Origin of the sequence: Polaromonas potterensis (assembly GCF_033446725.1) — a bacterium.
Taxonomy (GTDB): Bacteria; Pseudomonadota; Gammaproteobacteria; order Burkholderiales; family Burkholderiaceae_C; genus Polaromonas.
Genome location: NZ_JAWQLX010000005.1, coordinates 141179 through 155242 on the forward strand (window position 1 = coordinate 141179; position 14064 = coordinate 155242).

The window sequence follows — 14064 nt, forward strand, 5'->3', positions numbered from 1 at the left end:
AAAAAGATCAGTGGGCCGGGTGGATACGTCCGACGCAATCGCCAAAACCAACCGGCATCTGACCGGGGGCTTGCTTAAAAGTAGGTCAATCGTACAGTTTATAGGTCAACTGTACAATATTACCTATCAACCACGCATTTTTCTCGGGTAACTTAACGGTAAAATTTGGATCCCCATTAGGTCAGTTGAACAGTAAAAACAACATTGCCAGGAGAAACCCATGACCAAGGCCGATGTGCCGACCCGGCTTCTGGACGCGGCCGAGGCCTTGTTCGCGGAGCGCGGTTACCACGGCGTCTCCATGCGGCAAATCGCCGACGGCGCTGGCGTGTCCGTGTCCCTGGCGCAGTACCACTTCAAGGCCAAGGAGTTGTTGTTCGGCGCGGTGATGGAACGCCGCATCATGGCGATTAACCACAAACGCCTGATGCGTCTGGACGAGGTGGAGCAACGCTCGGCAGCCACCGGCAAAATTGAACTCGAAGATGTGTTGCGCGCCTTTCTGGAGCCCACCGTGCTGTTGTCCCGGGACAAGGCTTCGGGCGGCGCCCACTACGCACAGTTGATCTCGCAAGTCACCAACGACCCGCAACCCCACGCGCGCAACGTGTCACGCACCCTGACCGACCCGATCGCGCGCCAGACCATGCGGGTCTTGCGCCTGGCTTTGCCCGAGCTGGACCAGGCCACCTTGGCCTGGTGTTATCTATTTTCCGTGGGCGCGATGATTTCCGCGATCTCCCCCACCGGGCGCATACGCCTGCTCTCGAACGGGGAAGCCGACCCCGACGACGTGACACAAATCCTGGAACTGCTGGTCCCCTTTCTCTCGGGGGGCTTTGCCCAGATCGCGGCCTTGCGGCAAGTTCGCTGAGGGGGCACGGGGAAGAAAAGAGGTGGGGCCGGGTGTGGCCCGTCCCGCACATGCGCGAGAAACGCGACTGAAATCATAGTTTCCTGCACCCATACACCGGGGCCATGGGCCGGTTTGACTTCAAACCTGGCGAGATCGACACGCTGATGCTCGGCTGCACTCCTTACCCGTTTGCCGGCAACACCTTGCGCACGCTGCCCGGCGCGGATGTGCAGTTCATCGCCACCGGCGAGGCCGTCGCCCGGCAGACGCGACGGCTTTTGCCAACAACGCAGACTGGTCGGCTTTTCCGGCAGTCGGTCTGCTCAAGCTCTTCACCACGGGCCAGCTGAGCATCTTGCAAGCAGCCGCAGCGCGTTGGCTGAACCTGACCGTGCGCCGCCCATCCACTCACCTTGTAGGTGCTCGCGCCCCTGCTTTGTCGGTCAAATCCCTGTCTTCGGCAAAGGCCCGGCCAGCGCCAGAAAATTGGACCTGATACGTGTTTCAATGTGCATTTCGCCCAGTATTTATGGGCGCCTATAGCTATAAAATTGATAGCCAATCAGCATGGGCCTGGCCTTCCTCGGCATGACTTCGTCTTGGCCGCGATCAGAAGCAAGGTGCCCCTCTTCGTTTCAGGAGAACCGTCTTATGTCCGACCCAATTCCACCGCAGCAGACGCATCATGCGCAGACGGATTTCTCGGACTGGTTTGCCTGGCGCACCACCCGGTTTTTGCGTTTCCTGGCTGATACTTTTTTTGCCGGACGTTACGGCAACCGCGCCGTGGTGTTGGAAACTGTCGCGGCCGTTCCCGGCATGGTGGGTGGCGCGTTAATCCACCTGAAATCCCTGCGCAGCATGAAGGACGACGACGGCTGGATCCACCAGCTGCTCGACGAGGCAGAAAACGAACGCATGCATTTGATGACCTTTATCCACATCGCCAAGCCCAGCAGGCTGGAGCGCTGGATGGTCATGCTCACCCAGGGCATTTTTTACAACCTGTTTTTTCTGCTCTACCTGGTGTCCTCACGTACCGCGCACCGGCTGGTGGGCTACTTCGAGGAAGAAGCGGTCTACAGCTACACCGAGTACCTGGCAGGCATTGACAGCGGGCAGTATGAAAACGTGCCTGCGCCGAAAATCGCGATTGACTACTGGAAGCTGGCACCGGATGCGCGGCTGCGTGACGTGATTCTGGTGGTACGTGATGACGAAGCGGGTCACCGCGACGTCAATCACGCCTTTGCGGACCAACTCAAAGGCTAAGGCGCCACAGCTGGCTCTTTCCAGCCGCCACCCAGGGTTTTGTACAAGGTGACCTGGTTTTGCAGTTGCTGCAGCCGGGTTTGCACCACCGCCTGCTGCGCCGCGAACAGCGAGCGCTGCGCGTCCAGCAAATCCAGCTGGTTGGCGATGCCGTTTTGGTAACGCAGGTCCGACAGCTTGAAACGTGTGGCCTCGGCCGTCGTTTGCGCCCGCTGCGCGCGCAACTGGTCGCCCAGGGTCGCGCGGCCGGCCAGGGCATCGGCCACTTCACGGAAAGCGGTTTGAATCGCTTTTTCGTACTGCGCCACAGCAATGTCGCGATCGGCCTTGGCCGAGTCCAGCCCGGCCCGGTTACGGCCCGCATCGAACAGCGGCAAAAACAGCTGGGGTGCCAGCGTCCAGCCGTAGGTGCCGCTTTTAAACAGCCCGGACAGGTGGTTGCTGGCACTGCCCGCGGAGGCTGTCAGGGAAATCTTCGGAAAAAACGCGGCACGTGCGGCGCCGATGTTGGCATTGGCGGCCAGCAACTGCTGCTCGGCCTGGCGAATGTCCGGGCGCCGGATCAACAGATCCGATGGCAGGCCAGCCGGCACATCGACCATCACGGAGGCATCGGCCAGGCCCTGCCCTGTCGGCAAGGCCACAGCCAGTTCACCGGTCAAGGGCTGGCCCAACAACAGGGTCAGCAGGTTTTCATCCTGGGCGCGCTGCCTTTGCAACTGCGCCAGGCTGATACGTGCGGCTTCCGTCAGGGACTCGGCCTGGCGCAGGTCCAGCTCGGACGTGACGCCGTTGTCAAAACGCAGCTGGCTGAGCTTGAACGAGTCTTCACGCGTGAGCAGGGTCTGCTGCGTGATGGCCAGCAGCTCTTCGTCGGCCAGCAGGCTGAGGTAGGCATTGGCCACGGAGGCAATCAAGCCGATCTGCGTGTTCTTGCGGCCTTCTTCGGTGGCCAGGTATTGCGACAGGGCGGCGTCCTTGAGGCTGGCCACCCGGCCAAAAAAGTCAAGTTCGTAAGACGTTGTGGCCAGGCCGGCGGTATACACGCTGGTGGTTGCGCCAGAGCCGTTGGGCTGGCGCATCCCCGTAGCGCCCACACCCACCGTGGGAAACTGGTCGGCACGCCGGATCTGGAACTGGGCTCGGGCCTGCTCGATGTTGAGCACCGCAATACGCAAATCACGGTTGTTTTTCAGCGCCGCCGCTATCAGTTGGCGCAGCTTGGGGTCGGTGAAAAAACTCTGCCACTCGATCTCGGCCGCCGCCGTGGCGCCCTGCACCGCCGTCGAAGCGGCGGGCTCGGCACCCGTCAGGCCGCGGGCCAAACGCAGGCCCGGCCAGTCCGTGGCCACCGGTGCATCCGGCCGTTCGTATTTGGGCGCCATCGAACAACCTGCCAGCAGCACCGCGACGCACACCGCCGACAGCGCCGGTATTTTTGAAAGTGATGTCTTAACCATGAGTCTTTTCCTCATTCTTGTCGTGGCCTTCAGTGCCATCGATGCCCGCCGCTTTCGCATGCTCGGAATAGATCTGCCTCTGTCGATCACTGCCCTTGAAAACGCTGCGCACCACCACAAAGAAGATGGGCACAAACAACACGGCCAGTGCGGTGCCGGTGATCATGCCGCCTATCACGCCGGTGCCGATGGCCCGCTGGCTGGCGGAACCCGCGCCCGAGGCCAGTGCCAGCGGAAGCACACCCAGCATGAATGCGAACGAGGTCATGATGATGGGCCGGAAACGCAAGTGGGCCGCGGCCAGCGCCGACTCGATCACGCCCTTGCCCTGGGCCTGCAGGTCCTTGGCGAACTCGATGATCAGAATCGCATTTTTCGCGGACAGGCCGATGATGGTGATCAGGCCGACCTGGAAATACACGTCATTGGAGTAGCCGCGCAGCAAGGTCGCAAGCAGCACGCCCAGCACCCCCAAAGGCACGACCAGAATCACCGACAGCGGAATCGACCAGCTCTCGTACAGCGCCGCCAGGCACAGGAACACCGCCAGAATCGCAAAGCCGTAAAGAATCATGGCCTGCGAGCCCGCCAGCTTTTCTTCGCGCGACTGGCCCGTCCATTCGTAGCCAAAGCCTTGCGGCAACTGGGCGGCGAGTTTTTCCATCTCCGCCAGGGCAGCACCCGTGCTGTAGCCCGGCGCCACGCCACCGCTGATGCGCACGGCAGGATAGCCGTTGTAGCGCACGGTCTGCATTGCACCGTTGACCCAGCGTGTCGAGGCAAATGCCGAGAACGGCACCGGCTGCCCGGACGCGTTACTCGCATTCAACTTGAGCAAATCACCCGGCTGCATACGGGCAGGCGCATCGGCCTGCACCACCACACGCTGCAGACGGCCCTGGTTCGGGAAGTCGTTGACGTAGCTGGAGCCCAGTGAGGTCGACAAGGCCGAGTTGATGGCACTGAAGCTCACGCCCAGCGCACTGGCCTTGTCGCGGTCAATCTCGATCTGCAGTTGCGGCGCATCTTCCAGGCCGTCAGGACGCACCTGCGCCAGGATAGGGCTTTTGGCCGCCATGCCCAGCAACTGGTTGCGCGCAGCCAGCAAGGCCTCGCCACCGGCACCTGAACGGTCCTGCAAACGGAAGGTAAAGCCGCTGGCATTGCCCAACTCGGGAATCGGAGGCGGACTCAAGGGGTAAATAAAGGCATCGCGAATGCCCGACAGCGCACCAAAGGCGCGTCCGGCCAGCGCGTCAGCAGACTGCCCCGGACCTTTGCGCTCGGACCAGTCCTTCAAGGTAACAAAAGCCAGTGCGGCGTTCTGGCCCTGGCCCGAGAAGCTGAAGCCCAACACACCAACCATGCTTTCAACCTCGGGCTGCTTGAGCATGAAACCTTCGACCTGCTCCATCACGGCGCTGGTGCGTTCCAGCGTGGCGCCTGGCGGCAACTGGACATTGACCAGCAGCGTGCCCTGGTCTTCGCCGGGCAGGAAGGAGGTTGGCAGACGGGTGTACACCAGGGCCACCACACCAATGATGGCCACATAAATAATCAGGTAGCGGCCGGCACGGCGCAGCAGTCGGGCGACCAGCCCTTCATAACTCTTGGCCGTGCGCGAGAAGCCGCGGTTGAACCAGCCGAAAAAGCCTGTCTTTTCGTGGTGGTGACCGGCTTGCACCGGTTTGAGCAACGTGGCGCACAAGGCCGGCGTCAGGGACAGCGCCAGGAACGCCGAGAACCCGATCGAGGCCACCATGACCGCCGAGAACTGGCGGTAAATATTGCCGGTGGACCCGGCAAAAAAGGCCAGCGGCACAAACACGGAGATCAGCACCACGGTCACACCGATGATGGCGCCCGAAATCTGTCCCATGGCCTTGCGTGTCGCTTCCAGCGGCGGCAAGCCCTCCTCGCTCATGATGCGCTCGACGTTTTCGACCACCACAATGGCATCATCGACCACGATACCGATCACCAGCACCATGCCGAACATGGTCAGCACGTTGATGGAAAAACCCAGGGCCAGCAAGGTTCCGAAGGTACCCAGCAAGGCAATCGGCACCACGACGGTCGGAATGATGGTGTAACGGATGTTCTGCAAAAACAGGAACATCACCAGGAACACCAGCACCACCGCCTCGATCAGGGTCTCGGCCACCTGGCGGATGGAGATGCTCACAAAACGCGAACTGTCGTAGGGGATGGAGTACTTCACGCCCTTGGGGAAGTAGCGCTGGAGTTCGTCCATCCTGGCGCGAACAGCCTTGGCGGCTGCCAGCGCATTGCCGCTTGGCGTGAGTTGCACGCCCACACCCACGGCATCCTTGCCGTTGAGGCGGGCCGAGGTGGCATAAGCCTGCCCACCGAGTTCAATCCGGGCGACATCCTTCAGGCGCACCGAGGAGCCGTCCGTGTTGGCACGCAGCACGATGTTGCCAAACTGCGCCACGCTGGACAACTGACCATTGACCACCACCGTCGCGGCAATGCCCTGGCCGGCCACATTCGGCAAGTCACCTATCGTGCCGGAAGCCACCTGCGCGTTTTGCGACTGGATGGCACTCGTCACGTCGGCCGACGACAAGGAAAAGCCCGCCAGTTTGGCTGGATCAAGCCAGATGCGCATGGCGCGCTCCGTGCCAAACAACTGGGCCTGGCCAATGCCAGGCAGACGCTGCAGTTCGGGCACGATGTTGCGCGACGCATAGTCGCCCAAGGCCACCGGATCAATGGCCGGATCGTCGGATGACAACATGGCAAAGAGCAGGAAGTTGGCATTCGACTTGTCCACACGCACACCCTGCTGCGTCACCGCTGCAGGCAGGCGCGGCGCCGCGCGCGACAAGCGGTTCTGTACGTCCACCTGCGCCAGGTCGGGATTGGTGCCGGGCTGGAAACTCAAAGTGAGATTACCGGTGCCGTTGGCTTGCGCCACGGCTTCCATGTAGATCAGGCCGGGAGAACCGTTCATTTCCCGCTCGATCACGCTCAAGACACTGTCTTCCAGCGTTTTGGCGGACGCGCCGGGATAACTGGCCGACACAATGATGGCCGGGGGCGCCACAGGCGGGTACTGGGCAATGGGCAATTGCGTGACTGCCACACTACCGAGCACGATAATGAACAGGGCAATCACCCAGGCAAAGATCGGCCGATCAATAAAAAACTTGGCCATGAAGTGAGCTCCTTACTTCGCTGCCGCTGACGCAGCAGGTGCGGCGGGACTGGCCGCAACCGGCGCCGATGCGGCGGACGCTGCAGGTGCGGATGCCGCTGCAGCAGGCGCTCCGGCGGCCGGGGCCGCAGGTTTCCAGGGCACCGGCTTCACCGGCGTGCCGGGTGGCATCATCTGCAATTTCTGGAAGCCATCGACCATGACCTTCTCGCCGGCTTTCAAGCCGCTGAGCACCACCCATTGGGCGTCCTTGGCCGAACCGATCTTCACCGAACGCGTGCCGACCTTGCCATCCTCGCCAACCACCATCACGGTATCGCCCTGCGCGGTACGCGTCACGGCCTGTTGCGGCACGGTAAACGCATCGCTGGCCTGGGCTTGCTCCAGGCGCACCCGCACATACAGGCCGGGCAGCAGTTCACCGGTCGGATTCGGCACTTCGGCGCGAAGCGTGATCTGCCCGGTCGTGGCATCCACCGTCAGGTCGGAAAACAGCAGGCGTCCGGCCTTGGCGTATTCCGTGCCGTCTTCGAGAACAACACGAATACTCGCAGCTTCGCTGCCATCGGCCCGCTTGAGCTGGCCCTTTGCCATGGCATTGCGCAGTTTCATGACCTCGGTCGCGGACTGCGTGAAATTGACGTACACGGGGTTGATCTGCTGGATCACGGCCAGCTGGGTGGCATCCCCCTGCCCGACCAATGCACCTTCGGTGACCAGCGCACGGCCGATACGCCCAGAGATCGGCGCGGTCACCGATGCATAACCCAGACTGATGCTGGTCGTCTGCACGCTGGCCTTGGCCACAGCGACATCTGCTTCGGCCTGCTTTTGCGCAGCCACGGCGTTGGCATATTCCTGCTTGCTCACGGCGTTGGCAGCCACCAGTGGCTTGTAACGCTCGGCCAGCGCTGCGGCTTGGGCCAGATTGGCCTCTGCACGCGCCTGGCTGGCCTTGGCACTGGCGACCTGGGCCGCGTAAGGCGCGGAATCAATCGTGAACAGCGGCTGGCCGGCTTTGACATCACTGCCCTCGCGGAAGAGCCGCTTTTGCAGAATGCCCGCGGCGCGCGCCCTCACCTGCGCGACCCGCGAGGCTTCCAGACGTCCGGGCAACTCGGTGATCAGACCCACGTCCCCCAGCTTGACCGTGACCACGCCCACTTCGGCAGGCGGCGGCGCGCCACCGGCGCCCGGCCCATGGCCATCTCCGCTTTTACCGCAGCCCGCGATCAATACGGTCAAGACCGCAGCAATCAGGATCTGCTTGTGACGGGAGTGTTTTGGCGACAGTTCAGCAGGGAGAGTGGGCTGAATCAAGCTCGACGTAGGCATGCTGCTTCCTTGAGTAATGGCTAGGCAGGAGAAAAGAAGAAGGCTGGAAAAGCTGTTTGAGAAAAGAGCTTGCCCAAAACCAAGGGTTTCTGCGGAGAGTGGATTTTACATACATTTATGAATGTATATTTAAGCCCTCGGAAAATTAGATCACAGGACGCAAATTTTGGCTCGTCGAACAAAAGAAGATGCACTGGCCACCCGCCAGAGCCTGCTTGACGCGGCGGAGCTGCTGTTTCAGGCGCAAGGTGTCTCCCGCACCTCGCTCAATGACATTGCCAAGCAGGCCGGCACCAGCCGGGGCGCCATTTATTGGCACTTCAAAGACAAGGCCGACCTGTTCAACGCCATGATGGAGCGGGTCACTCTGCCCCTGGAGCAATCCTTCGATGACGTGATGCGGGACGCGCAAACCGACCCGCTGGCGCGTATCTGCCATGGCATACGCCAAGCACTGCTCCATATCGCCACCGACCCCCACACGCGCCGGGTGTTTGAAGTCGCCACCCATAAAGTGGAATACGTGGATGAGTTGCAGGCAGTGCGTTTGCGCCACCTGACGGTGCGCCATGAGTTTTTGCAGCAGGTCGAAAGCGGATTATTAGACGCGGCCGAGCGCCAGGCCTTGACGCTGACGGCTCCAGCCTCCACGGTCGCGCAAGGTCTGCACGCCATCATTGACGGCCTGATCCAGAACTGGCTGCTGGACAGCACGGCTTTTGACTTGGCCGCAGTGGGCCAGGACGTGGTGGATATTTACCTGGCAGGACTGGGCTTCAAACCCGAAAAGAAGTAACACACCCGCCAGGCCGATGACGGCCTGGCAGCGCCGCAGAGGCGCTTAGTGCAGGTGCCGCGGCTTGCGCCCGCCGCCACCGTGGCCGGAGCCGCCTTGTGGCCCGCCCATGCCGCGCGGCGGCCGGCCCAACTGCATGGAGTTGACCAGTGTTTCAAAACGCTGCTCAAACAATTTATCCACAGCCGAGACCACATCACCCAGTTCAGAGGCGTCAAAATGACGCTCCATCAGCCCGATCATGTCCTGCACCAGCAAATCACGCTGGACCTGCATGATGGCGGCGGGTGTCGGGCCCACAAAATACATCACGAAGTCGTCCCTGGCCTCTGCGCCGTCGCGCTCTTCATCTTCGTCAAAGTCCGCATCGTAATAGGTGACTTCAATCGGTGCGCCACTGAGCGCCAGTTCGTTCAAGGCCATACAGACTTCATCGAGCACCTGACGGAAATCTTCGTCGCCGGGAACGGTCCAGCACAGCTGCAGCAGATGCTGCTGCGCATCAAAACGTATGCCGGGCTCCTCCTCATACACGCTGGCGGCGGCTCCGGCCAGCGACTTGGCTCCCGCGTAGGTCCAGAGCGGCTTCAGCGCCTCCTGCAGCTGCTCGAAGCCGACATCATCACGCAGCAGCACTTCGCCGTGGACGTGAATTTCAAAAGGAGGGGTGTTGTAGCGGGCCATGGAATCTATCTTAACCAGTTGCAGCCTGAAATGAGCGTTGCCACGGCGTGGCCATGGCATTGCGAGCGTGTGGATGGCGGGTTCTGCGACACATCAGAAAACTGTCGTTTGGTGCCCGGGACCGGAATCGAACCGGTACGCCCCTTATGCAGGAAAGCGGCGGATTTTAAGTCCGATGTGTCTACCAATTTCACCACCCGGGCAGGGCACCTATTGTGAAACAAAAAGGCCTCGCCAAATCGACTGACGAGGCCTTGATGACCAACAAAATCAAACGCAAACTTCTGGAGGCGCGGGGCGGAGTCGAACCGCCCTGGATGGATTTGCAATCCACTGCATAACCGCTTTGCTACCGCGCCTTGTTATGACTAATTATTCTCAGCATCTGCCACAACTCAATCGCTGTGGCGCCAATGAAAAAGGACAGCATTTTTACGTGCTGCCCTTTTGAATTGGAGCGGGAGAAGAGTCTCGAACTCTCGACCTCAACCTTGGCAAGGTTGCGCTCTACCAACTGAGCTACTCCCGCGTTATCAGCCTCGAATTATAGCGTAGATTTTTGCACCCTGCGAACAGGGGCGAAAAAACTTTGCTTAATGCGTGACGCTGCCCAGCACTTCGGTGGCCGGAACCACGGCAGCAGGCGCTACAGCAGACTCGTCCTCAGGCAATGGCACGGGCTGGCGCACCAGCGCAATCTTCAGCACCTGATCAATCCATTTGACCGGCACGATCTCAAGGCCGTTTTTCACGTTCTCGGGAATCTCCTGCAAGTCCTTGGCGTTTTCTTCAGGAATGATCACGGTCTTGATGCCGCCGCGCAGCGCGGCCAGCAGTTTTTCCTTGAGTCCGCCAATTGCCGTGACCTCACCGCGCAATGTAATTTCACCGGTCATGGCCACATCGCCGCGCACTGGAATACCGGTGATGGCAGACACAAAAGCCGTGGTCATCGCGGCGCCCGCACTCGGGCCGTCCTTGGGCGTGGCGCCATCAGGCACGTGAATGTGGATGTCGCGTTTCTCGAACATCTCATCCTTGATGCCCAGCATGCGTGCGCGGCTGCGCACCACGGTGCGTGCGGCTTCGACCGACTCTTTCATCACGTCGCCCAGCGAACCGGTACGTGTGATCACGCCCTTACCGGGCATCATGGCCGCTTCAATGGTCAACAGGTCGCCACCGACCTCGGTCCAGGCCAAGCCCACCACCTGGCCGACCTGGTTGTGGTTCTCGGCACGGCCATAGTCGTACTTGCGCACGCCCAGAAAATCATTGAGGTTGTCGGCCGTGACGATGACCTTGGGCTCCATTTTTTTCAGCTGGATGGCCTTGACCACCTTGCGGCAGATTTTGGAGAGTTCGCGCTCGAGCGAACGCACACCGGCTTCACGCGTGTAATAACGCACGATGTCGCGAACCGCCTGCTCCTGGATCTCCAGTTCCTCGTCCTTGACGCCATTGTTCTTGAGCTGCTTGGGCAGCAGGTAACGCATGGCGATGCTGGTTTTTTCGTCTTCGGTGTAGCCGGACAAACGAATCACCTCCATGCGGTCCAGCAAGGCCGGCGGAATATTCATGGAGTTGGACGTCGCCACAAACATCACGTCGCTCAGGTCGAAATCGACCTCCACGTAATGGTCGCCAAAGGTGTGGTTCTGCTCGGGATCCAGCACCTCCAGCAAGGCACTGGAAGGATCACCACGGAAGTCGGTACCCAGCTTGTCGATCTCGTCCAGCAGGAACAGCGGATTGCGTGTGCCGGCCTTGGACAGGCTTTGCAAGACCTTGCCCGGCAAGGCGCCAATGTAGGTGCGCCGATGGCCGCGTATCTCGGCTTCGTCACGCATGCCACCCAGCGCCATACGCACATATTTGCGGCCCGTGGCTTTGGCGATCGACTGGCCCAGCGATGTTTTGCCGACACCCGGAGGGCCAACCAGGCACAGGATAGGCGCCTTGAGTTTGTCGACGCGCTGTTGCACCGCGAGATATTCGACGATGCGGTCCTTGACCTTTTCCAGGCCGTAATGATCCTCGTCGAGCACCAGCTCGGCATTCGCCAGGTCGTGCTTGATCTTGGTTTTTTTACTCCATGGCAGCCCGGTCAACACATCGATGTAAGTGCGCACCACGGTTGCCTCGGCAGACATGGGTGACATCAGCTTGAGTTTTTTCAGCTCGCTTTCAGCCTTCTTCCGGGCTTCCTGCGGCATTTTGGCCGTCTTGATCTTTTTCTCGATCTCTTCGATGTCAGCGCCCTCTTCGCCTTCACCAAGTTCTTTCTGGATCGCCTTGACCTGTTCGTTCAGGTAAAAATCGCGCTGGTTTTTTTCCATCTGGCGCTTGACGCGGCCACGGATCTTTTTGTCGACGTTGAGGATGTCGACTTCACGCTCGAGTTGTTCGTACAGGTTTTCCAGCCTGGCCTTGACATTGTCCAGGTCCAGAATGACCTGTTTGGCGTCAAGCTTGAGCGGCAGGTGGGCGGCAATGGTGTCGGCCAGGCGACCGGCATCATCGATGCTGGAAATCGAAGTGAGGATTTCAGGCGGAATCTTTTTATTCAGTTTGACGTAGTGGTCAAACTGCTGCATCACGGCGCGGCGCAAGGCTTCAATTTCGCTGGACTTGTCACCGGGAACCGCCACGGCCGGCTCGGCTGGCGTCACGTTGGCGGTGAAGTGAAACTCGCCTTCGTCAATTTTGTTGACCTTGGCGCGTTGCTGGCCTTCCACCAGGACCTTGACCGTGCCGTCCGGCAGCTTGAGCATCTGCAAAATCGTGGCGACACAACCAACCTCGAACATGTCTTCCACGGAAGGCTCGTCCTTGGCCGCGGCTTTCTGGGCCACCAGCATGATGCGGCGCTCGGCCTCCATCGCGGACTCCAGGGCCTTGATGCTTTTCGGGCGGCCCACAAACAGCGGGATCACCATGTGGGGAAACACCACCACATCGCGCAGGGGTAAAAGCGGCAGCTCGATCGGGCTGGAAGGCAATGTAGTTTGTGCGGACATATGAACCTTAAAGGTAGACCTTAAATGAAAGCCCCGCTCTGCGATTTCGGGAACGGGCTTTCATGGTTGGGTGAAAACAATCTACTCCAACGTGGGGAGCCGCGGCTGGTTTTTCAAGCCTGGCACAGATTTATGCCGCGCCAGGCATCACCAGGATCTTCGCAACTCGCCGCGTTGGCGGCTTCACGCCTGTTTGGCGGCTTCACGGTACACCAGCAGCGGTGCCTTGTTTTCTTCAATCGTCGACTCGTCAACCACCACTTTTTCCACATTGCTGGTGTTGGGCAGATCAAACATGGTGTCGATCAGGGACTGCTCCAGAATCGAACGCAAACCACGCGCCCCGGTCTTGCGAGCCAGTGCCTTGCGGGCAATCGCCTTGAGCGCCGAGGGGCGAATTTCCAGATCCACACCTTCCATAGACAAGAGTTTGCTGAACTGCTTGACAACCGCGTTTTTCGGCTCGGTCAGGATCTGCACCAGTGCGTCTTCGCTCAGTTCGGCCAAGGTCGCCACGACGGGCATACGACCCACCAGTTCGGGGATCAGGCCAAACTTGATCAAGTCTTCCGGCTCCACGTCCTTGAACGATTCGGTCAGGCTACGGGATTTTTTGCTTTTGACGATGGCGCCAAAGCCAATACCCGATGCCTCGGTGCGGTTTTCGATGACTTTTTCCAGCCCCGAGAATGCCCCGCCGCAGATAAACAGGATGTTGGTGGTGTCCACCTGCAGGAAGTCCTGATTCGGATGTTTGCGCCCGCCTTGCGGCGGCACAGAGGCCATGGTGCCCTCGATCAGCTTGAGCAGCGCCTGCTGCACGCCCTCACCCGACACATCACGTGTGATGGACGGGTTGTCGGACTTGCGCGAAATCTTGTCGATTTCGTCGATGTAGACAATGCCTTGCTGCGCGCGCTCGACTTCGTAGTTGCAGCTTTGCAGCAGTTTCTGGATGATGTTTTCAACGTCTTCACCGACATACCCGGCTTCGGTCAAGGTGGTGGCATCGGCCATCACAAAAGGAACGTTGAGCGTGCGGGCCAGGGTCTGGGCCAGCAAGGTCTTGCCGGAGCCGGTTGGACCGATCAGCAAGATATTGCTCTTGGTCAGCTCAACGTCGTCCTTTTTGGCTTTGTCCTTGTGACGCAGGCGTTTGTAGTGGTTGTAGACCGCGACGGCCAGCGTGCGTTTGGCCGGTTCCTGGCCAATCACATAACCGTCCAGCGTGGTCTTGATCTCCAGCGGCGTCGGCAGGTCGCCACGCGTTTCACGCACATCTTCCCCGGCAGGCAACTCATCACGGATGATTTCGTTGCACAGGTCTATACATTCATCGCAGATGAAGACCGAAGGCCCTGCAATGAGCTTTTTGACCTCGTGCTGGCTTTTGCCGCAGAAGGAGCAATACAGGGTCTTTTCGCTGGAAGAGCCTTTTTTTTCGGCCATTGGTGTGGTGC

The 14064-nt window shown here is 60.2% G+C and carries 10 protein-coding genes and 3 tRNA genes; 4 read left to right on the forward strand and 9 right to left on the reverse strand.

The genetic code is table 11. The features are described from left to right. Positions 1–220 precede the first annotated feature (220 nt). The 3 genes from R6254_RS11390 to R6254_RS11400 all read left to right on the forward strand — a co-directional run bounded on the left by R6254_RS11390 (position 221) and on the right by R6254_RS11400 (position 2128). On the forward strand, positions 221–874 hold the full coding sequence (locus R6254_RS11390; RefSeq protein WP_318406881.1) for a TetR/AcrR family transcriptional regulator: 654 nt from the start codon (positions 221–223) through the stop codon (positions 872–874). A gap of 104 nt (positions 875–978) precedes the next feature. Next, a complete protein-coding gene (locus R6254_RS11395) occupies positions 979–1206 on the forward strand; it encodes a hypothetical protein (protein ID WP_318406882.1) in 228 nt (75 codons plus the stop codon). A gap of 301 nt (positions 1207–1507) precedes the next feature. Beyond that, positions 1508–2128: an alternative oxidase gene (locus R6254_RS11400; protein ID WP_318406884.1), complete on the forward strand. Its 621-nt coding sequence runs from the start codon at positions 1508–1510 to the stop codon at positions 2126–2128. Here the strand turns inward: R6254_RS11400 and R6254_RS11405 are convergent. The 3 genes from R6254_RS11405 to R6254_RS11415 are packed head-to-tail and all read right to left on the reverse strand — an operon-like array spanning position 2125 to position 8104. Beyond that, positions 2125–3588 (reverse strand): efflux transporter outer membrane subunit, encoded by a 1464-nt coding sequence (locus tag R6254_RS11405; RefSeq protein ID WP_318406885.1) that lies wholly within the window; start codon positions 3586–3588, stop codon positions 2125–2127. The two genes, R6254_RS11400 and R6254_RS11405, sit on opposite strands and share 4 nt — an antisense overlap. Then, positions 3581–6769 (reverse strand): efflux RND transporter permease subunit, encoded by a 3189-nt coding sequence (locus tag R6254_RS11410; protein WP_318406887.1) that lies wholly within the window; start codon positions 6767–6769, stop codon positions 3581–3583. Before R6254_RS11410 ends, R6254_RS11405 begins: the two co-directional genes overlap by 8 nt. Positions 6770–6781: 12 nt before the next feature. Further along, complete coding sequence (locus tag R6254_RS11415; protein ID WP_318406888.1) at positions 6782–8104, reverse strand: efflux RND transporter periplasmic adaptor subunit; 1323 nt, start codon at positions 8102–8104, stop codon at positions 6782–6784. Between the two features lie 166 nt (positions 8105–8270). On the opposite strand from R6254_RS11415, the gene R6254_RS11420 reads away from it, so the two are divergent. Beyond that, positions 8271–8900, forward strand: a complete 630-nt coding sequence (locus R6254_RS11420; protein WP_318406890.1) for a TetR family transcriptional regulator — start codon at positions 8271–8273, stop codon at positions 8898–8900. A 45-nt stretch (positions 8901–8945) separates the two neighbouring features. Here R6254_RS11420 and R6254_RS11425 read toward each other — a convergent pair whose 3' ends face one another. From R6254_RS11425 to clpX, 6 genes are all read right to left on the reverse strand, one after another. Further along, complete coding sequence (locus tag R6254_RS11425) at positions 8946–9584, reverse strand: DUF6806 family protein (RefSeq protein ID WP_318406891.1); 639 nt, start codon at positions 9582–9584, stop codon at positions 8946–8948. Between the two features lie 109 nt (positions 9585–9693). After that, positions 9694–9787, reverse strand: a tRNA-Leu gene (locus tag R6254_RS11430). A gap of 82 nt (positions 9788–9869) precedes the next feature. Beyond that, positions 9870–9943, reverse strand: a tRNA-Cys gene (locus tag R6254_RS11435). 94 nt (positions 9944–10037) lie between these two features. Beyond that, positions 10038–10113 (reverse strand) — tRNA-Gly (locus R6254_RS11440). Between the two features lie 64 nt (positions 10114–10177). Further along, the gene (gene lon / locus R6254_RS11445; RefSeq protein WP_318406893.1) at positions 10178–12604 is read right to left on the reverse strand and encodes an endopeptidase La; all 2427 of its coding nucleotides are present in this window, start codon (positions 12602–12604) and stop codon (positions 10178–10180) included. A 183-nt stretch (positions 12605–12787) separates the two neighbouring features. Next, entirely contained in the window at positions 12788–14053 is a 1266-nt protein-coding gene (gene clpX, locus R6254_RS11450) for an ATP-dependent Clp protease ATP-binding subunit ClpX (RefSeq protein ID WP_318406895.1), read from the reverse strand. Positions 14054–14064 lie beyond the last annotated feature (11 nt).

What these genes read in the sequence shown, in the direction of transcription:
- R6254_RS11390 (WP_318406881.1), top strand. Translation starts at nt 221, where the DNA reads ATGACCAAGGCCGATGTGCCGACCCGGCTTCTGGACGCGGCCGAGGCC.
- R6254_RS11395 (WP_318406882.1), top strand. Translation starts at nt 979, where the DNA reads ATGGGCCGGTTTGACTTCAAACCTGGCGAGATCGACACGCTGATGCTC.
- R6254_RS11400 (WP_318406884.1), top strand. Translation starts at nt 1,508, where the DNA reads ATGTCCGACCCAATTCCACCGCAGCAGACGCATCATGCGCAGACGGAT.
- R6254_RS11405 (WP_318406885.1), bottom strand. Translation starts at nt 3,588, where the DNA reads ATGGTTAAGACATCACTTTCAAAAATACCGGCGCTGTCGGCGGTGTGC.
- R6254_RS11410 (WP_318406887.1), bottom strand. Translation starts at nt 6,769, where the DNA reads ATGGCCAAGTTTTTTATTGATCGGCCGATCTTTGCCTGGGTGATTGCC.
- R6254_RS11415 (WP_318406888.1), bottom strand. Translation starts at nt 8,104, where the DNA reads ATGCCTACGTCGAGCTTGATTCAGCCCACTCTCCCTGCTGAACTGTCG.
- R6254_RS11425 (WP_318406891.1), bottom strand. Translation starts at nt 9,584, where the DNA reads ATGGCCCGCTACAACACCCCTCCTTTTGAAATTCACGTCCACGGCGAA.
- lon (WP_318406893.1), bottom strand. Translation starts at nt 12,604, where the DNA reads ATGTCCGCACAAACTACATTGCCTTCCAGCCCGATCGAGCTGCCGCTT.
- clpX (WP_318406895.1), bottom strand. Translation starts at nt 14,053, where the DNA reads ATGGCCGAAAAAAAAGGCTCTTCCAGCGAAAAGACCCTGTATTGCTCC.